At 69.4% G+C, this 19,030-nt stretch carries 17 protein-coding genes; 16 read left to right on the top strand and 1 reads right to left on the bottom strand.

Features of this window, described 5'->3' with window-relative positions:
- The first annotated feature begins 20 nt into the window (after positions 1 to 20).
- The 15 genes from ASF76_RS11140 (at position 21) to ASF76_RS11070 (ending at position 14,869) form a co-directional block, all read left to right on the top strand.
- Complete coding sequence (locus tag ASF76_RS11140; protein ID WP_055957490.1) at positions 21 to 1,433, top strand: UDP-N-acetylmuramoyl-tripeptide--D-alanyl-D-alanine ligase; 1,413 nt, start codon at positions 21 to 23, stop codon at positions 1,431 to 1,433.
- Positions 1,430 to 2,536, top strand: coding sequence for a phospho-N-acetylmuramoyl-pentapeptide-transferase (mraY, locus tag ASF76_RS11135; protein WP_055957487.1), 1,107 nt, complete (start codon positions 1,430 to 1,432; stop codon positions 2,534 to 2,536). Before ASF76_RS11140 ends, mraY begins: the two co-directional genes overlap by 4 nt.
- Positions 2,518 to 4,053 (top strand): UDP-N-acetylmuramoyl-L-alanine--D-glutamate ligase, encoded by a 1,536-nt coding sequence (gene murD / locus ASF76_RS11130; RefSeq protein WP_442922764.1) that lies wholly within the window; start codon positions 2,518 to 2,520, stop codon positions 4,051 to 4,053. The genes mraY and murD overlap by 19 nt, the downstream gene beginning before the upstream one ends.
- 11 nt (positions 4,054 to 4,064) lie before the next feature.
- Positions 4,065 to 5,315, top strand: a complete 1,251-nt coding sequence (ftsW, locus tag ASF76_RS11125; RefSeq protein WP_055957481.1) for a putative lipid II flippase FtsW — start codon at positions 4,065 to 4,067, stop codon at positions 5,313 to 5,315.
- 52 nt (positions 5,316 to 5,367) lie between these two features.
- Positions 5,368 to 6,441, top strand: a complete 1,074-nt coding sequence (locus ASF76_RS11120; protein WP_055957477.1) for a UDP-N-acetylglucosamine--N-acetylmuramyl-(pentapeptide) pyrophosphoryl-undecaprenol N-acetylglucosamine transferase — start codon at positions 5,368 to 5,370, stop codon at positions 6,439 to 6,441.
- A gap of 102 nt (positions 6,442 to 6,543) precedes the next feature.
- Positions 6,544 to 7,950: a UDP-N-acetylmuramate--L-alanine ligase gene (gene murC / locus ASF76_RS11115; RefSeq protein ID WP_055957475.1), complete on the top strand. Its 1,407-nt coding sequence runs from the start codon at positions 6,544 to 6,546 to the stop codon at positions 7,948 to 7,950.
- Positions 7,951 to 7,952: 2 nt separating this feature from the next.
- Complete coding sequence (locus ASF76_RS11110; protein ID WP_055957472.1) at positions 7,953 to 8,885, top strand: FtsQ-type POTRA domain-containing protein; 933 nt, start codon at positions 7,953 to 7,955, stop codon at positions 8,883 to 8,885.
- A 334-nt stretch (positions 8,886 to 9,219) separates the two neighbouring features.
- The gene (gene ftsZ / locus ASF76_RS11105; protein WP_055957469.1) at positions 9,220 to 10,407 is read left to right on the top strand and encodes a cell division protein FtsZ; all 1,188 of its coding nucleotides are present in this window, start codon (positions 9,220 to 9,222) and stop codon (positions 10,405 to 10,407) included.
- Between the two features lie 71 nt (positions 10,408 to 10,478).
- A complete protein-coding gene (locus tag ASF76_RS11100; RefSeq protein ID WP_055957465.1) occupies positions 10,479 to 11,162 on the top strand; it encodes a YggS family pyridoxal phosphate-dependent enzyme in 684 nt (227 codons plus the stop codon).
- Between the two features lie 31 nt (positions 11,163 to 11,193).
- On the top strand, positions 11,194 to 11,667 hold the full coding sequence (locus tag ASF76_RS11095) for a cell division protein SepF (RefSeq protein WP_055957462.1): 474 nt from the start codon (positions 11,194 to 11,196) through the stop codon (positions 11,665 to 11,667).
- 6 nt (positions 11,668 to 11,673) lie between these two features.
- On the top strand, positions 11,674 to 11,976 hold the full coding sequence (locus ASF76_RS11090; protein WP_055957458.1) for a YggT family protein: 303 nt from the start codon (positions 11,674 to 11,676) through the stop codon (positions 11,974 to 11,976).
- Positions 11,977 to 12,111: 135 nt separating this feature from the next.
- Complete coding sequence (locus tag ASF76_RS11085) at positions 12,112 to 12,732, top strand: DivIVA domain-containing protein (RefSeq protein WP_055957456.1); 621 nt, start codon at positions 12,112 to 12,114, stop codon at positions 12,730 to 12,732.
- 9 nt (positions 12,733 to 12,741) lie between these two features.
- Positions 12,742 to 13,332 carry a signal peptidase II gene (lspA, locus tag ASF76_RS11080; RefSeq protein WP_055957453.1) on the top strand — a complete coding sequence of 197 codons (591 nt, stop codon included), beginning with the start codon at positions 12,742 to 12,744 and terminating at the stop codon, positions 13,330 to 13,332.
- 1 nt (position 13,333) lies between these two features.
- On the top strand, positions 13,334 to 14,257 hold the full coding sequence (locus tag ASF76_RS11075) for an RluA family pseudouridine synthase (RefSeq protein WP_055957449.1): 924 nt from the start codon (positions 13,334 to 13,336) through the stop codon (positions 14,255 to 14,257).
- Positions 14,258 to 14,302: 45 nt separating this feature from the next.
- Positions 14,303 to 14,869, top strand: a complete 567-nt coding sequence (locus tag ASF76_RS11070; RefSeq protein ID WP_055957447.1) for a GNAT family N-acetyltransferase — start codon at positions 14,303 to 14,305, stop codon at positions 14,867 to 14,869.
- Positions 14,870 to 14,872: 3 nt separating this feature from the next.
- Here the strand turns inward: ASF76_RS11070 and ASF76_RS11065 are convergent, their stop codons facing one another.
- On the bottom strand, positions 14,873 to 15,346 hold the full coding sequence (locus tag ASF76_RS11065) for an NUDIX hydrolase (protein ID WP_055957444.1): 474 nt from the start codon (positions 15,344 to 15,346) through the stop codon (positions 14,873 to 14,875).
- 148 nt (positions 15,347 to 15,494) lie between these two features.
- Between ASF76_RS11065 and dnaE the strand changes: the two genes are divergently transcribed.
- On the top strand, positions 15,495 to 18,959 hold the full coding sequence (dnaE, locus tag ASF76_RS11060; RefSeq protein ID WP_055959974.1) for a DNA polymerase III subunit alpha: 3,465 nt from the start codon (positions 15,495 to 15,497) through the stop codon (positions 18,957 to 18,959).
- Positions 18,960 to 19,030 lie beyond the last annotated feature (71 nt).

Below are 19,030 nucleotides of genomic sequence, written 5' to 3'. Positions count from 1 at the left end.
GAAAGGGCGTCCGCACAGCAATGATCTCTCTCAGCCTCTCCCACATCGCCGACGTGCTCGGCGGTCGTCTCGTCGCGCGCGGCGGCGACACCGGCGACACCCTCGTCTCGGGCCTGGTCGACACCGACTCCCGCCTGATCGCGCCCGGTGACATCTTCGTCGCCAAGCCCGGCGAGACCACCGACGGTCACCTGTTCGTCGGCACCGCCGTCGAGCGTGGAGCGGTCCTGGCGATCGTCGAGCGCGAGCTCGACGACGAGGTCAGCCAGATCGTGGTGCCCGATGTCGTGGCCGCCCTCAGCGACCTCGCTCGCGACGTCGTGGCCCGCGTGCGGGCCGCGGGCGAGCTGAAGATCGTCGGCATCACGGGTTCCAACGGCAAGACCACCACCAAGAACCTGCTCGCGCGCATCCTCGAGGGCGTGGGCGAGACGGTGTCGCCGCGGGCATCATTCAACAATGAGGTCGGCGCTCCTCTGACGATGCTCCGCGTGACGGATGCCACCCGCTACCTCGTGAGCGAGTTCGGTGCGAGCGCCCCCGGTGCGATCGCGCACCTCGCGGGGCTTGTCACCCCCGATGTCGGCGTGGTGCTGATGGTCGGGATGGCCCACGCCGGCGGGTTCGGCGGTATCGAGTCGACCTTCCACGCCAAGAGCGAGCTCGTGCGCGCCACCCGCGAGGGGGGCCTCGCCGTGCTCAACGTCGACGACCCGCGGGTCGCCGCGATGAAGCCCCTCGCGCGTGAGCGCGGTCAGGGAGTGCGCTGGTTCGGCCGCAGCGAGCGCGCCGAGGTACGCGCCGTCGACGTCGAGGTCTCGGCATCCGGAACACGCGCCGACCTGCTCGTCGATGGGCAGGCGCACACCCTGACGCTTCGCGTGCTGGGCGAGCACCACGTCATGAACGCCCTCGCCGCCCTCGCCGCCGCCACCGCACTGGGTGTATCGACGGCTGAGGCCATCGCGCGCCTCGAGACGGTCGAGATCGCCGAGCGGTGGCGTATGCAGCCGCTGGGTTCCGACCGTGTGCGCATCATCAACGACGCCTACAACGCCAGCCCCGACTCGATGGCCGCTGCCCTTCGCACCCTCGCGCAGATCACCGGTCCGGGCGAACGCACGGTCGCCGTGCTCGGCGCCATGAGCGAGCTGGGCGAGTACGCCGACGAGGAGCACGACCGCGTGGGGCTCCTGGCCGTGCGCCTGCGCATCCAGCGCATCGTCGTCATCGGTCCCGAGGCCCGCCGCATGTACCTCGAGGCCATCGCCCAGGGGTCGTGGGACGGCGAGGCCGTCTTCTTCCCCGACGCCGACGCCGCGTACGACTACCTCTCGACCGAACTGCGCGACGGTGACCGCGTGCTGGTGAAGTCGTCCAACTCGGCGGGGCTCCGGCACCTCGGCGACCGTCTGGGAGACTTGTTCGCGTGAGATCACTTCTGACAGCAGCGGCGATCTCGCTCGCCTTCACCCTGTTCCTCACACCGGTGTTCCTCCGATGGTTCCGGCGGTGGGGCTGGGGTCAGGTCATCCGTACGCCTGAGAACGTGCACAACCCCTCTCACGGGGCCAAGCGCGGCACGCCCACCATGGGCGGCACGATCTTCATCCTCGGCACGATGATCGGTTACCTCATCGGGTCCTACGCCGGCAACAATCCGCCGACGCTGTCGGGGCTGCTGGTGCTGTGGCTCATGCTCGGGTTCGGCGTGGTCGGCTTCATCGACGACTACATGAAGGTGCGCCACCAGAACAGCCTGGGCCTGTCGGGCTGGCGCAAGATCGCCGGCCAGATCATCGTGACGGTCCCCTTCGCGGTCGTCGCCCTGAACTTCCCCAACAACTTCGGCCAGACGCCCGCTTCCGAGTACATCTCCGTCTTCCGCGACATCCAGGTGCTCTCGCTCTTCGCCCTGGGTCCCGTGCTCGGCTGGCTGCTGTACCTGGCGTGGATCTCGTTCATCGGCACGGCGGCATCCAATTCGGTCAATGTCGCCGACGGGCTCGACGGTCTCGCCGCCGGCTCCGGCATCTTCGTCGTCGGCGCCTACAGCCTCATGGCGTTCTGGCAGAACAAGCAGATGTGCGCCGATGTGCTCGACCCCGCGGTGCAGGCAGGATGCTATGCCGTGCGCGATCCGTTCGATCTGGCGATCGTGTCGGCCGCGTTCGTCGGCGCACTGGTCGGATTCCTCTGGTGGAACGCCCCGAAGGCGAAGGTCTTCATGGGCGACTGCGGGTCGATGGCCATCGGCGGTGTGATCGCCGCCATGGCGATCCTCACCCGCACCGAGATCCTGCTCGTGCTGATCGCCGGTGTGTACGTCATCGCTTCGGGCTCGGTGATCCTTCAGCGGGCCTACTTCAAGGCCACGAAGGGCAAGCGCCTGTTCCTCATGAGTCCGCTGCACCACCACCTCGAGATGCGCGGCTGGCCCGAAGTCACGATCGTCGTGCGCATGTGGATCATCGCCGGTCTCCTCGCCGTCTCGGGCATCGGATTCTTCTACGTCGAATGGCTCTCACGCGTATGACCGACCTCTCCTCGCTCACCAGCTGGCACGCCGACTGGAAGGGCCTGCGCGTCGCCGTGCTCGGCCTGTCGGTCACGGGTTTCTCGGTCGCCGACACCCTCTCCGAACTCGGCGCCGTCGTGCTCGTCGCCACGGAACGGGCGGATGCCGAGTACGCACGGCTCCTGCCCGTGCTCGGCGTCGACCTGTACGAGGGCCCGCTGGAGGCCGTGCCCGCCGCCCTCGTCGACTTCGCGCCCGAGGTCGTCATCGCTTCCCCCGGCTTCGCGCCCCACCACCCGGTCATCCGTTGGACGCAGGAGGAGGGCATCGCCCTGTGGGGCGACGTGGAGCTCGCGTGGCGCCTGCGCGACAAGGTCGTGCGCGCCGACGGGCGCCCCGCCGACTGGGTGCTGATCACGGGTACCAACGGCAAGACCACGACGACACGTCTGACGGCCGAGATGCTGGTCACCGCCGGCCTCCGGGCCGCCCCCGTCGGAAACATCGGCACCCCCGTGCTCGACGCCGTGCGCGATCCGGGCGGCTTCGACGCCCTGGTCGTCGAGCTGTCGAGCCACCAGCTCTGGTACCTCAACCTGCAGAGCGGTGCCGACGCGCTGTCACCGCACGCGGCGGTGTGCCTGAACCTCGCCGACGACCACCTCGAATGGCACGGCGGCGCCGACGCCTACCGCGATGCGAAGGCCGGCGTCTACGCCCGCACGCGTGCGGCCTGCGTCTACAACAAGGCCGACGTCGCGACCCGGACGATGGTGGAGGATGCCGAGGTCATGGAGGGCGCGCGCGCCATCGGCTTCGATCTCGGCGTCCCAGGCCCCAGCGACCTCGGCGTCGTCGACGGCATCCTGGTCGATCGCGCCTTCCTCGAGGAGCGGGCCACCTCGGCCCTGGAGCTCACCACGGTCGCCGACCTCGCCGCGCACGGGCTCGCCGCCCCCCACGTCGTGGCCAACATCCTCGCCGCGAGCGCCCTCGCGCGCTCGCTCGGGGCGACGCCGGCGCACATCCACGACACCCTCGAGCGCTTCCGCCTCGACCCTCATCGCATCCAGGTCGTCGGCGCGCACGCCGGTGTCACGTGGGTCGATGATTCCAAGGCCACCAACCCGCACGCGGCCGCCTCGTCGCTCGCCGCGTACCCCGGCGCCGTCTGGGTCGTGGGGGGACTGCTGAAGGGTGTCGACCTGAGCGAACTGGTGCGCTCCCGGGGCGACGCCGTGCGCGCCGCGATCGTGATCGGCACCGAGCGCGGCGACATCGTCGCGGCGTTCGCACGACACGCCCCGGCGGTGCCGCTGTTCGAGGTCGACCACACCGAGACTGAAGACGTCATGGCCCAGGTCGTCGAACTGGCGGCGGGTGTGGCCCGGGACGGAGACACCGTGCTCCTGGCTCCCGCGGCGGCATCCTTCGACCAGTTCTCGTCCTACTCCGACCGCGGCGAGCGCTTCGCCGACGCGGTGCGGGAGTGGATCGCGGGTCGGGGCGACGGAGCGATGAGACCGAACGACTGAGGGGGACACGCGTGACCACGACGGCGCCCCCTCCGCGGCAGGCCCCCGACGACCAACCAGAGCGGGGCGGGCTCATCGCCCGTGTCTCGCTGGGGCGGGCCTTCCGGCCGGTGTCGACAGAGTTCCTGCTGATCGCTTCGGCGGCACTGCTGCTGACGGGCTTCGGTCTGGTCATGGTGCTGTCGGCGACCTCGGCGCTGGACGGGGGGCAGAGCCCCTTCGACCACGTGATGAAGCAGAGCGTGTTCGCGATCGTCGGCATCCCGCTGATGTTCGTGCTCAGTCGCGCGCGCATGGGCTTCTGGCAGAAGATCGCCTGGCCCGCGCTGATCTTCGCCACGGCGTTCCAGCTGCTGGTGTACGTGCCCGGAGTCGGCATCGCCGCGAACGGCAACCGCAACTGGGTGCTGATCGCCGGCTTCCAGTTCCAGCCCGCCGAGTTCCTGAAACTCGCGCTGGCGCTGTGGATGGGCGCCGTGCTGTACCGCAAACGCCGGCTGCTCACCTCGTGGGCGCACGTGTTCATCCCTGTCGTGCCCGTGTCGGTGCTCGTGATCGGCACCGTGCTCGGTGGAAAAGACCTGGGCACCGTGATGATCCTCGTGCTGGTCGTGCTGGGTGCGCTGTTCTTCGCCGGCATCAAACTGCGCATGTTCATCGTGCCGGCGGTGCTCTCGGTCGCGGTGGTGCTGTTGTCGGCGGTCGGCAGCGAGAACCGCATGGAGCGCATCGGCAGTCTCTTCGCGCCCGACGACGCCTCGTGCTACTACACGACCTGTTACCAGTCGTTGCACGGCGTGTGGGGCCTGGCGAGCGGCGGGCTGTTCGGTCTCGGCCTCGGCAATTCGAAAGAGAAGTACGACTGGCTCCCGGCCGCGGCCAACGACTACATCTTCGCCATCATCGGCGAAGAGCTGGGCCTGATCGGGTGCTTCGTCGTGCTCGTGCTGTTCGCGCTGTTCGCGGTGGGTGCGTTCCGCATCATCCGGCGCACGGACGACACGTTCGTTCGCATCATCGCGGGGGCGATTACGCTCTGGATCGTCGGCCAGGCGCTGGTCAACATCGGAGTCGTGTTGCGCGTCTTCCCCGTTCTGGGCGTACCGCTGCCGTTCATGTCGCAGGGCGGAACATCGTTGCTGTCGGTGCTGATCGCGTGCGGCGTGCTGCTGTCGTGCGCGCGCACGCTCCCGGACCGCCGCGCGGTCGCGGACGAGGCGCCCCGGAGCACGTCGGGTCGGCGTCCGGCTCGACGGAGCTGACCGGCCCCGCCCCGCGACCTGGCCCGCCCCGCGACCTCGTTAGGGTCGTACGGTGACGACTTATCTCCTCGCCGGCGGCGGCACCGCCGGGCACGTCAACCCACTCCTCGCCGTCGCCGACGGCCTCCGTGCGCGCGACGCCGCGGACGACGTGCTCGTCCTCGGCACGCGCGAGGGGCTGGAGTCGCGCCTCGTGCCCCTGCGCGGCTACGAACTGCTCACGGTGGCGAAGGTGCCGTTCCCACGTCGCCCCGACCGTGCGGCCGCGGCGTTTCCGACCCGCTTCCTGCGGGCAGTGGCGCACGTGCGCCGGCTCATCCGCGCCCGAGGCGTCGACGTCGTCATCGGTTTCGGCGGGTACGCCGCCGCGCCCGCCTACATCGCCGCGCGCCGCGAGCGGGTGCCGTTCGTCGTGCACGAGGCGAACGCGAAGCCGGGCCTGGCGAACGTCCTGGGTGCGCGACGTGCCGCAGCCGTCGGCGTCGCCTTCGCCGGCACACCGTTGCGGGGCGCGCGAGAGGTGGGGATGCCGCTTCGCCGCGAGATCGTCGACCTCGACCCCACGGCATCCCGCGCCGAAGCCGCCGCCCACTTCGGACTGGATGCCGCCCGCCCGGCCCTTCTCGTCTTCGGGGGGTCGCTCGGCGCCCTGAGGCTCAACGAGGCGTTCGGGGGAGCGTGGCGTGACGTGCTCGACGCCGGCTGGCAGCTGCTGCATGTGACGGGACAGGGTTCCGATCTGCCCGACCCCGCTGTCGACGGGTATGCGGTCGTCCGCTACGTCGACCGCATGGACCTCGCCTTCGCGCTGGCCGACCTCGTCGTCTCGCGCTCGGGGGCCGCGACCGTGAGCGAGATCAACGCCCTCGGCATCCCCGCGGTCTACGTTCCCTACGCCGTCGGAAACGGCGAGCAGAGCCTCAATGCCGCCGCCGCCGTGCGCGCGGGCGCGGCGATTCTCATCGCCGACGCAGACCTCACGCCCGACCGCGTCCGCGACGACATCGTGCCGCTGCTGCGCGATGACGCCCGCCGTGCGGCGATGCGGGCCGCTGCCGCCCGCACCGGCATCCGCATTGGCACCGAGAACGTCATCGCGCTGATCGACGAGGCGCTCGCGCGCTGAGGGCCGGGGGCCACGCAGCAGGACGGTCCCGGGGGTTCGCAGGGTCCGTGCGGGCGCGCCGGGGCATGTGCGCAGGGTGGGCGACGTAAACTCGCAGACGCCATGATCAGACCCGACCTGAGCCTCCCCCTCCCCGAGGACATCGCCTCCGCCCACTTCATCGGAATCGGTGGATCGGGTATGTCGGGGCTCGCCCGCATGTTCCTCGACCGCGGCATCCGGGTGTCGGGTTCCGACCGTTCCGACAGCGCCGCCCTGCGAGACCTCGCGGCGCGCGGCGCGACGGTCCACGTCGGTCACGACGCCGCCCACCTCGGCGACGCCGACACGGTGGTGCACACCGGCGCCATCTGGCCCGAGAACCCCGAGTTCGTCACCGCCAAGCAGCGCGGACTCCACGTCATCCACCGCTCTCAGGCCCTGCATTGGCTCATCGGTGGCCGCCGCCTCGTCTCGGTCGCCGGCGCTCACGGCAAGACCACGTCGACGGGCATGATCGTCACCGCCCTCCGTGCCCTCGGAATCGCGCCCACGTTCGTCAACGGGGGAGTCATCGCCGATCTCGGCGTCTCGAGCGGTACCGGTGGCGACGACCTCGTCGTCATCGAGGCCGACGAGTCCGACGGCACCTTCGAGCTCTACGACACCTCGGTGGCGCTCATCACCAACGTCGACCCCGACCACCTCGACCACTACGGCTCCCGCGACGCGTTCGACGCCGCGTTCGCCCGTTTCGCAGATGCCGCGAGCGAGGCCGTGGTCATCTCGGCCGACGACCCCGGTGCGCGCGCGGTGCGCGAGCGCATCACGCACCCGGGCGTGGTGACCTTCGGAGAGGATGCCTCCGCCGACGTGCGCCTCAGCGGCATCCGCACCGACGGCCCGGTCGCCTTCACCCTCACCGCCGGCGGCGAGAGCATCGACGTGCAGCTGCGCGTTCCCGGTGCCCACAACGCCGTCAACGCCGCCGGCGCGGTCGCCGTGCTGCGCGTGCTCGGGCACTCGCTCGCCGACGCCGCACGCGCCGTCGCGGGCTTCGGCGGAACCGTGCGCCGCTTCGAACTGCACGGCGTCGCGCAGGGGGTCAGCGTCTACGACGACTACGCGCACCACCCCACCGAGGTCGCCGCAGCCCTGTCGGCGGCGCGCACGGTCGTGGGCGAAGGGCGCCTGATCGCCATCCAGCAGCCGCACACGTATTCGCGCACGCAGGAGATGTACCGCGAGTTCGCCGAGGTGCTCGAGTCCCACGCCGACCACACCGTCATGCTCGACGTGTACGGTGCCCGCGAAGACCCGGTGCCCGGGGTCACGGGCGAACTGGTGAGCGGCGCGTTCGTTGATCCCGCGCACGTGCACTACGTGCCCGACTGGCAGGCGGCGGCGGACTACACCGCTCGCATCGCCCGCCCGGGCGACTACGTCATCACCCTCGGCTGCGGCAACGTCTACCAGATCATCCCGCAGGTGCTCGACGCGCTTTCGCGCACCGAGGCCGCGGCGGTCTGAGCGTGAAGCGGCCCTCGCCCCTTCCGCAGCAGCCGGAGTCCGTCCGCCCCGCCGCGCGGACCGAACGTGCCGCGCAGCACCAGGACGCCTCGATCGTCGGCGCCGCACCGGTGACACCGCTCGTGCGCCAGGAGACGGCGGATGCCGTATCGGAGCCGGCCCTCGCGGGTGCGGGCTTCCGCGACGTGCTGCGGGCGTCGCGCGCCCGCCGTCGCGCGCTGTCGGCCGAGGTCAAGCGGTTCACGGTGCGCAGTCGTCGCCGTCGCAACCTCTGGATCGGCGTGGGTGCGGCGATCCTCCTCACCGTGGCCGGCACCGCGGGCGCGGCTTACTCGCCGCTTTTCGCGGTCGAGCGCATCGACGTCGTCGGCACGTCGCAGCTCGACGCTGCCGCCGTCACCGATGCGCTCGTCGGGCAGCTCGGAACCCCTCTCGCGCTCGTCGACGACAGCGCGGTGAAGGCGGCCCTCGTGCGCTTCCCGCTCGTGGAGTCCTACACGCTCGAGGCCCGGCCGCCGCACGATCTCGTGGTGAACATCGTCGAGCGCACCCCCATCGGGGCCATGCAGGGCGCAGCGGGTTTCACGGTGGTGGATGCCGCCGGTGTCGCCCTGTCGACCACCCCCGACGCACCGGCCGGCCAACCCGTGCTCGACATCGCCGAGGGGACGGGGTCGGCGGCGTTCCACGCGGCCGGGCGTGTCGTGCGGGCCCTCCCCGACGCGGTTCGTGCGCAGGTGACGGGCGTCTCGGCATCCACTCCGGACGACGTCACCCTGACGCTGGGTGCCTCGGGCTCGACGGTCGTGTGGGGGAGCGCCGAGCGCTCGGCCGAGAAGGCTCTCGTGCTCGATCGACTGATGCAGAAGAGCCCGCCCGACCGCGCCAGGGAGTACGACGTCACCTCTCCGGACGCGGGCGTCGTCCGTTCGTAGACGAAGACGACGTCGCGCTCCGACGCGGTGGGGGTCGATCGCCGTGGCCGGCGTCGTGCGCGGGCGGGCGGAGGCCGGCGTCGTGCCCGGGCAGGCCCCGCGGCCGTCGTGCGCCGAGGTCGACGGCGGGCGCCACCCCTGTCGCGCGTCCTCCACGAGCGTGGGCCCGGGCGTCCGCCGCGGATCTGCGAGGCGATAGTCCGACACGCCGCGTGTCGGGCGAGCGGCATCCGATCCGCCACCTACCTTCGAGCTAAGGAATTGCATACCGGGCAATTCTTTAACCCTCAACATGAGGTTTAGAGTTTCGGTTCGGGGACAAACGGAGGCCGGCATGAGCCACAACCAGAACTACCTCGCCGTGATCAAGGTCGTCGGTGTGGGCGGCGGCGGCGTCAACGCCGTCAATCGCATGATCGAGCTCGGCCTTCGTGGCGTGGAGTTCATCGCGATCAACACCGACGCGCAGGCGCTGCTGATGAGCGACGCCGACGTCAAGCTCGACGTGGGACGTGAGCTCACCCGGGGTCTCGGCGCGGGCGCCGACCCCGAGGTCGGCCGTCGCGCCGCCGAAGACCACGCGGAGGAGATCGAAGAGGCCCTGCGCGGCGCCGACATGGTCTTCGTCACCGCGGGCGAGGGCGGCGGCACGGGCACCGGTGGCGCACCGGTCGTCGCGAAGATCGCCAAGTCGATCGGCGCGCTGACGATCGGTGTCGTCACCAAGCCCTTCTCCTTCGAGGGTCGCCGTCGGCAGAGCCAGGCCGAGGCCGGTGTCGGACGCCTGAAGGAAGAGGTCGACACCCTCATCGTCGTGCCCAACGATCGCCTCCTCGAGATCAGCGACCGCGGCATCTCGATGATCGAGGCCTTCGCCACCGCCGACCAGGTTCTGCTCGCGGGTGTCCAGGGCATCACCGACCTGATCACCACGCCGGGTCTGATCAACCTCGATTTCGCCGACGTGAAGAGCGTCATGCAGGGGGCAGGTTCGGCCCTCATGGGCATCGGCTCCGCCCGCGGCGCGGATCGCGCCATCAAGGCCGCGGAGCTCGCCGTGGAATCCCCTCTCCTCGAGGCGTCGATCGAAGGCGCGCACGGCGTGCTGCTGTCGATCCAGGGCGGATCGAACCTCGGCATCTTCGAGATCAACGACGCCGCCCAGCTCGTCAAGGAAGCGGCCCACCCCGAGGCGAACATCATCTTCGGTACGGTCATCGACGACACCCTCGGCGACGAGGTGCGCGTCACCGTGATCGCCGCCGGTTTCGACGGGGGCGGGCCCTCGCTGCGCATCGACCCCGTGGGCGCCCAGCGTCCGGCATCCGCCCCTGTGCTGCCCGCGATCCCCGCCGACGACGTCGCCCGCGACCTCGACGCGGCCGAGGAGCAGAAGGCCGCGACCGAACGCGCCCCCGAGCGTCGCCCGGAGCCGGCACCCGTCACCGCGCGCGTGCCTGAGACCTCCTACGACAACGGCTACGCCGACGACGACCTCGACGTGCCCGACTTCCTGAAGTAAGCACGCACGATCTCTCCGACGAAAGCGGGTCCGGTCTCCACCGGGCCCGCTCTCGTCGTCGAAGGAGCCTCATGGACACCGCCCTGGCCGACCGTCTCGCCGCCGTCGACGAGCGCATTCAGGATGCCGCCCGCGCGGCGCACCGCGACGCCGCAGCCATCACCCGGATCGTCGTCACGAAGTTCCACCCCGCAACGCTCGTGGCCGAGCTGCATGCCCTGGGCGTGCGCGACGTGGGGGAGAACCGTCAGCAGGAGCTCACCGCCAAGCGCGCCCAGTTGCACGGCATTCCGGATCTGAGATGGCACTTCATCGGCCAGGCGCAGACGAACAAGGCGCGGGCCGTGCGGGCGGCGGCGGATGCCGTGCACTCGGTCGACCGCGCACGCATCGCCGAGGCGCTCGACGGCGCCGACGGTGACGGCCTGCTCGACGTGCTGCTCCAGGTGAACCTCACCGACGACACGGGCCGCGGCGGGGTCGACCCGAGCGCTGTCGAAGAGCTCGCCGCCCACGTCGCGGGTCTTTCGACCCTGCGCCTGCGCGGTGTCATGGCGGTCGCGCCGCTCGACGAAGAACCCGCGCGGGCATTCGAACGACTGCGCCGGTCGGCCGACGCGGTGCGCGCGGTCGTGCCCGATGCCGAGTGGATCTCGGCGGGGATGACGGGCGACTTCCCCGAAGCGATCGCGATGGGCGCGACACACCTGCGGATCGGTTCTGCAATCACGGGCCCGAGGCCCCCGCGCGACTAGCCTCGAACCAGACGAGCGAACGGAGGATGCGATGTCGAACCCCCTCAAGAAAACGATGGTGTACCTGGGCCTCGCCGACGAGGAAGAGACCTATGAGGAGACAGCGCCGCAGCCCATCGCGCGCAAGCAGCCCGCACAGACTGCTGCTCCCATCGAGAAGGCCGCGCCGGTGACCCCCCTGCACCGCCCCGCTGTGGTGCGTCAGCCCACTGCCGGGCCCGTGAGCGAGATCCTCACGGTGCACCCCAAGCAGTACCGCGACGCGCAGACGATCGCCGAGAACTTCCGCGAGGGCATTCCGGTCATCATCAATTTGTCGCAGATGAGCGACGCAGACGCACGTCGCCTGATCGACTTCGCGAGCGGACTCTCGCTCGGGCTGTACGGACGCATCGAGCGGGTGACGAGCAAGGTGTTCCTGCTCTCGCCCGAGAACATCGCCGTCTCCGGCGACGGTGCGATCGCGCAGGCCGACCCCGAGGGTGCGCCCTTCGTGTCCCAGTAACGCGTCGTGGCCGTCCTGAGCCTGGTCGGCTCCATTCTCAGCGTCATCCTGTTCATCTACATCGTGATCCTGCTCGCGCGCCTCGTGCTCGAGTACATCCCGATGTTCAACCGGGAGTGGCGCCCGCGCGGCGCCACCCTGGTCCTCGCCGAGATCGTCTACACGGTCACGGATCCGCCTATCAAGCTGATCCGTCGCGTGATCCCGCCCCTGCGCATCGGGGGGATCGCGATCGACTTCGGTTTCGCGATCGTGATGTTCGTCTGCTTCCTGTTGCTCAGCGTCACCCGGTCCCTCGCGGCCGCGTGATCCGCATCGCCGCCGTCACTTCGACAGTGCACTTCGACACTGTGGAGGGGCGGCGGCTATGCTGTTCCGAAGCGGTACGCCTCGGTGCGACACCCCCACCCCTTCTTCATCAGAGCTCTCGAAAGAGGAATCACCATGGCACTGACCCCCGATGACGTCGTCACCAAGCAGTTCCAGCACGTGCGTTTCAAAGAGGGTTTCGACCCCGACGAGGTCGACGACTTCCTCGACGAGATCGTCGTCGAATGGCGCAAGACGATCGCTGAGAACGACGAGCTGAAGAACAAGCTCGCAGCCTACGAGTCCGGCGAGGCCACCCCCGCCGCCACCGAGGCCCCGGTCGCCGAGCCCGCCGCGGCGGAGCCCGCCGTCGAAGAGGCTCCCGCGCCTGCCCCTGTCGCGTCGACGCCGACCCCCGACATCGAGCCCGCCGCCCAGAGCGCCGGCATCATCGAGCTGGCACAGCGCCTTCACGACGAGCACGTCGCCGAGGGCCGCGCGCAGCGCGACCAACTCGTCAGCGACGCGCAGGCGCAGGCGGCGTCCATCGTCGCCGAGGCCGAGCAGAAGGGCCGCGAAGAGCGCGCCCGTCTCGAGAAGGAGCGTGTGACGCTCGAGGGTCGCATCACCGAGCTTCGCAACTTCGAGCGCGACTACCGCTCGCAGCTGCGTTCGTACATCGAGGGTCAGCTCCGCGACCTCGACACCACCGCGACGTCCTCGGGCTCGACGCCGGTGTCGGCGATCGGTCTGTAGGACCACTCTTTGCGCAGTCGTTCTCCTCTGCGTCCGGCGGCGGCCGGCATCGTCATCGCGATACTCGCGGTGCTGGTGCTGGCCGCCGACCAGTTGGCGAAGACCGTCGCCATCGACACACTTCCCCCGGAGCGCGTCGTACCGGTGCTGGGCGAAGCCCTGCAGTTCTACCTCGTCCGCAACCCCGGTGCCGCCTTCTCGCTCGGCGAGGGCGTCACGTGGGTGTTCACGATCGCGCTGGCCGTCGTCGCCTGCGTCATCGTCTTCCTCGCCCTGCGGCGTGTGCGATCGCGGCTGTGGGCCGTCGTCCTCGGCCTGCTCCTCGGCGGAGTGTTGGGCAACCTCACCGACCGTCTCGTGCGCGAGCCGGGGTTCCCTGTCGGGCATGTCGTCGACTTCATCTCGACCCCCTGGATGATGCCCGCGATCTACAACGTCGCCGACATCTTCATCGTGTCGATGATGATCTCCGTCGCCATCCTCGTGCTGGTGGGGCTCCGACTCGACGGCACGCGCGAGACCCGCGCGTCGCGGGCGGCCGGGGCCGATGCCGCTGCCGACGGCGAAGTCGAGCCGTCGCCCGAGCAGGGCACCCGCTGACATGGAGTCGCGGAGCCTGCCCGTCCCCGACGGGCTCGACGGAACGCGCATCGACCAGGCGCTGGCAAAGATGCTCGGCTTCTCGCGCACGTTCGCGGCCGAGGTCGCCGACGCCGGGGGAGTGAGCGTCGACGGTCGCCCCGCCGGACGGTCCGATCGCCTCCGCGCGGGCACCTGGCTGAGCGTGGAATGGGAGCCCAAGCGCGAGCCCGAGATCGTGCCGGTCGCCGTTGCCGACCTCGGCATCGTGCACGACGACGACGACATCGTCGTCGTCGACAAGCCCGCGGGCGTGGCCGCGCACCCCTCGCTCGGCTGGGAGGGCCCCACGGTCCTCGGCGCGCTGGCGGCGGCGGGCTTCCGCATCGCCACGAGCGGTCCGGCCGAGCGACGCGGTGTCGTCCACCGCCTCGACGCGGGGACGAGCGGTCTCATGGTCGTCGCCAAGACCGAGCGTGCTTACACGCTGCTCAAGAGCGCCTTCAAAGAGCGCGAGGTCGAGAAGATCTACCACGCGGTCGTGCAGGGGCATCCCGATCCGCTCAGCGGCACCATCGACGCGCCGATCGGGCGGCATCCGCACCACTCGTGGAAATTCGCCGTCACGCCCGACGGCAAAGACTCGATCACGCATTACGAGACCCTCGAGGCCTTCCCCCGGGCGTCACTCCTCGAAATCCACCTCGAAACGGGGCGCACTCACCAGATCCGCGTGCACATGGCCGCTCACCGGCACCCGTGCGCGGGCGATCCGCTGTACGGGGGCGACCCCACGCTGTCCGCGCGCCTGGGGCTGACCCGCCAGTGGCTGCACGCCCACCGGCTCGCCTTCACGCACCCCGGCTCGGGGGAGTGTGTCTCGTTCGAGTCGCCGTACCCGCCCGATCTGGCGCGCGCGCTGGAGATCCTCGGCGACGGAGCCTGAGGCCGCGTCTTCCCCCAGACAACCGAGTGCGGCACCCTGGGTCGGGTGGACATCAGGGTGCGGGCCGCGACCGACTTCGACGACATCGCGACGATGGTCGGCCCCAAGCGCCCGGACGCGTCGGTCTGCTGGTGTCTCAGTTACCGCATCCCATCCAAAGAGAATGTGGCGCTGAAAGGCCTCGATCGCGGGGAGCGGGTCCGCGAACTGCTGTCGGAGGGTCCCCCCGGCGTGCTGGCCTACGAGGGCGACGAGGTGGTCGGGTGGGCGGCCGTGCACCCGCGTCGCGACACCTCGTTCGCGCGCAACCGCAGGATCCCGCACGTCGACGGTCGCGACGTCTGGAGCATCTGGTGCGTGCGGGTGCGGCCCGGTCATCGCGGCCGCGGCGTCTCGCACGCCCTCCTCGACGGAGCCGTCGCGTTCGCCCGTGACAACGGCGCACCGGTGGTCGAGGGCTACCCCGTCGACAACGGCGACGCGAAGGTCGACCTGACCATGGCGTACGTCGGCACGAAGCGGCTGTTCGAGGCGTCCGGCTTCGTGCTCGCGGCGCAGACCACGTCGGTGCTGTCCGGATTCCCGCGCGTCCTCATGCGGCGGGAACTCTAGCGTTCAGCGCCCGCCCTCGAACCGCGTCGATCCCTCCGCCAGGGCTGCGCGCACGCGCGACGCCATCTCGGCATCCATGATCCGTTCGACCTCCGACACCGGATGCCACCCCACCTCGGTCATCTCCCCGTCCACCGGCACGGGTTCGCCCGAGATCCACCGGCACGCGAAGGTCAGGTCGAGGTAGTCGCTCTGGTCGCCGTTGACGTAGGTGACCCGCGGGATCTGGTGCACCCACGCGAGCCGTTCGGCGCGGATACGCACCCCCGCCTCCTCCTCCGCCTCGCGGACGGCGGCGTCGGCGGGTTCTTCTCCCGGGTCGACGATGCCCGTGATCGGCGTGAGCCGCCCGGTGTCGCTGCGGCGGCCGAGCAGCACCTGGCCGTCGTGCACGATCACCGCGGTCACCCCCACGAGAGGGAGGGGACGGATGCCGATGTGACGGCGGAGCTCCAGCACGAAGTCAGGGGTGGGCACGCGCCCACCGTAGCCGAGCCGCGCGCGGCGGTCATCGCCGACTGGGCGTCCGCCCCGAACATCAGGGAGCGATGTCGGAGGCCGAACGTACACTCGATACGTGGCAGCAGACTCCTTCGCTCACCTTCACGTGCACAGCGAGTATTCGATGCTCGATGGCGCCGCGCGCATCGGCCCGATGGTGCAAGAGGCCGTCAAACTGGGCATGCCGGCCATCGCGGTGACTGACCACGGCAACACCTTCGCGGCCTACGAGTTCTACAAGACCGCGAAAGACGCCGGCATCAAGCCCATCATCGGCATCGAGGCCTACGTCACCCCCGGCACGCACCGCTCCGACAAGGCGCGGGTGCGGTGGGGCACCCCCGAGCAGCAGGGCGACGACGTCTCGGGTTCCGGCGCCTACACGCACATGACGCTCCTGTCCGAGACGACCGAGGGAATGCACAACCTGTTCCGCCTGTCGTCCCGGGCGAGCATGGAGGGCTACTACTTCAAGCCCCGCATGGACCGCGAGCTGCTGCAGACGTACGGCAAGGGGCTGATCGCCACCACCGGCTGCCCCTCCGGCGAGGTGCAGACCCGGCTCCGCCTCGGTCAGTACGACGCCGCGCGCGCCGCGGCGGCCGAGTTCCAGGACATCTTCGGCAAAGACAACTACTTCGCCGAGATCATGGACCACGGCCTGTCGATCGAGCGGCGGGTCATGACCGACCTGTTGAAGATCTCGAAAGACCTCGGCATTCCGCTCGTCGGCACGAACGACCTCCACTACACCCACCAGCACGACGCCACGAGCCACGCCGCTCTGCTGTGCGTGCAGTCGGGGTCGACGCTCGACGACCCCAAACGCTTCAAGTTCGACGGCGACGGCTACTACGTCAAGTCGCCGGCCGAGATGCGCCAGGTGTTCCGCGACAACCCCGAGGCGTGCGACAACACCCTGCTCATCGCCGAGCGATGCGAGGTCGAATTCGACACCTCGGCGAACTACATGCCGCGCTTCCCGGTCCCCGCGGGCGAGACCGAGGGCAGCTGGATGATCAAAGAGGTCGAGAACGGCCTCCGCGACCGCTACCCCGACGGCATCCCGGACGACGTGCGTAAGCAGGCCGAGTACGAAACCGACGTCATCCTCCAGATGGGGTTCCCGGGCTACTTCCTCGTCGTCGCCGACTTCATCAACTGGGCCAAAGACCACGGTATCCGCGTGGGGCCGGGCCGTGGCTCGGGGGCGGGGTCGATGGTCGCGTACGCGATGAAGATCACCGATCTCGATCCGCTCAAGCACGGCCTCATCTTCGAGCGCTTCCTCAACCCCGACCGTGTCTCCATGCCCGACTTCGACGTCGACTTCGACGACCGTCGTCGTGGCGAGGTCATCCAGTACGTCACCGAGAAGTACGGCGACGAGCGCGTGGCGCAGATCGTGACGTACGGCACGATCAAGGCGAAGCAGGCTCTCAAAGACGCCGGGCGCGTCCTGGGCTTCCCGTTCAGCATGGGAGACCGTCTCACGAAGGCCATGCCCCCGGCCGTGATGGGCAAGGACATGCCGCTGGACGGCATGTTCAACCCCGAGCATCCGCGGTACAAAGAGGCGAGCGAGTTCCGCACGCTCATCGAGACCGACGCGGAGGCCAAGACGGTGTTCGACACCGCGCTGGGTCTCGAGAACCTCAAGCGCCAGTGGGGTGTGCACGCCGCCGGCGTGATCATGTCGAGCGAGCCCCTCATCGACATCATCCCGATCATGCGCCGCGAGCAGGATGGCCAGATCGTCACGCAGTTCGACTACCCCGCGTGCGAGTCCCTCGGACTGATCAAGATGGACTTCCTGGGGCTGCGCAACCTCACGATCATCAATGACGCCCTCGACAACATCGAGGCCAACCGCGGCCACCCTCTCGTGTTGGAAGACCTCGACCTCGACGACTCGGCGTCGTACGAACTCCTCGCCCGAGGCGACACACTCGGCGTCTTCCAGCTCGACGGCGGACCCATGCGCTCTCTTCTGCGCCTGATGCGGCCCGACAACTTCGAAGACATCTCGGCCGTCCTCGCCCTGTACCGTCCCGGCCCGATGGGTGTGAACTCGCACATCAACTACGCGCTGCGAAAGAACAGGCAGCAAGAGATCGAGCCGATCCATCCCGAGCTCGAAGAGCCTCTCGCCGACATCCTAGACACCACCTACGGCCTGATCGTGTATCAAGAGCAGGTGATGGCCGTCGCGCAGCGCGTCGCCGGCTACACGCTCGGTCAGGCCGACCTGCTGCGGCGAGCCATGGGTAAGAAGAAGAAGAGCGAGCTCGACAAGCAGAAAGAGATCTTCTTCGGCGGTATGACCGAGCGGGGCTTCGGCGACGTCGCGCAGCAGACGCTGTGGAAAGTGCTCGAGTCGTTCGCCGACTACGCCTTCAACAAGGCGCACACCGCCGCTTACGGGCTCGTGTCGTACTGGACGGCCTACCTCAAGGCGCACTATCCGGCCGAGTACATGGCCGCACTGCTGACGAGCGTCGGCGACTCCAAAGACAAGATGGCGGTCTACCTGAACGAGTGCCGCCGCATGGGCATCAAGGTGCTGCCGCCCGATGTCAACGAATCGATCCGCTTCTTCGCGGCCGTCGGCGAAGACATCCGCTTCGGTCTGGGCGCGGTCCGAAACGTCGGCACCAACGTCGTCGACGGCATCGTCGCTGCGCGCCAGGACGCCAGGTACACCTCCTTCCACGACTTCTTGTCGAAGGTGCCGATGCACGTGGCGAACAAGCGCACGGTGGAATCGCTGATCAAGGCCGGGGCGTTCGACTCGCTCGGGTCGACCCGGCGCGCGCTGGTCGAGGTGCACGAGGATGCCTGCGAGGGTGCCGTCCTCGACAAGCGACGGGAGGCGAACGGCGAGGTCGGCTTCGACTTCGATTCGCTGTGGGATGAACCGCAGCAGGTCGTCAAAGTCCCCGAACGACCCGAGTGGACGAAGAAAGACAAGCTGGCGTTCGAGCGCGAGATGCTCGGGCTCTACGTGTCCGATCACCCCCTTGCGGGCCTCGAGGTGCCGCTGGCCAAGCACGCATCGACTTCCATTCACGATCTGCTCGCGTCCGAAGACGTGCAGGACGGCGATCAGGTTACGGTGGCGGGTCTGCTCACCAGCGTCCAGCACCGCGTGGCGAAGCAGAGCGGCAATCCATACGGAATGATCACCGTCGAGGACTTCAACGGCGAGGTGACCGTGATGTTCATGGGCAAGACCTACGCCGAGTTCGCGCCGGTGCTTCAGGCCGACTCGATCCTCGTCGTTCGCGGCCGCGTGTCGCGGCGCGACGACGGCCTCAACCTGCACGCGCAGAGCGCATTCGCGCCCGACCTCGAGGGGCTGGACGAAACGGGCGGTCTGACGCTCATGGTGCCGGAACAACGCGCGAACGAGGCCCTGGTCGGTGAGCTCGCACAGATGCTGCGCCGGCACTCGGGCTCGACCGAGGTCGTTCTCAAGCTGCACAAAGGCGGGACCGCCAAGGTGTTCGAGGTGCCGATGCCCGTGCGCGTCACGGCCGACCTCTTCGGCGAACTGAAAGGCCTGCTCGGGCCGAACTGCCTCGGCTGAACCGCCCCTGAAACTGTCGCTGCAAGCCCCCGCGGATGCCGACGAGCCCGTGATTATGATGACCAGGCGCT

Source organism: Microbacterium sp. Leaf151 (genome assembly GCF_001424225.1).
In the GTDB taxonomy this organism is placed as follows: Bacteria; Actinomycetota; Actinomycetes; order Actinomycetales; family Microbacteriaceae; genus Microbacterium.
This window is presented reverse-complemented; position numbering and strand designations above follow the sequence as displayed.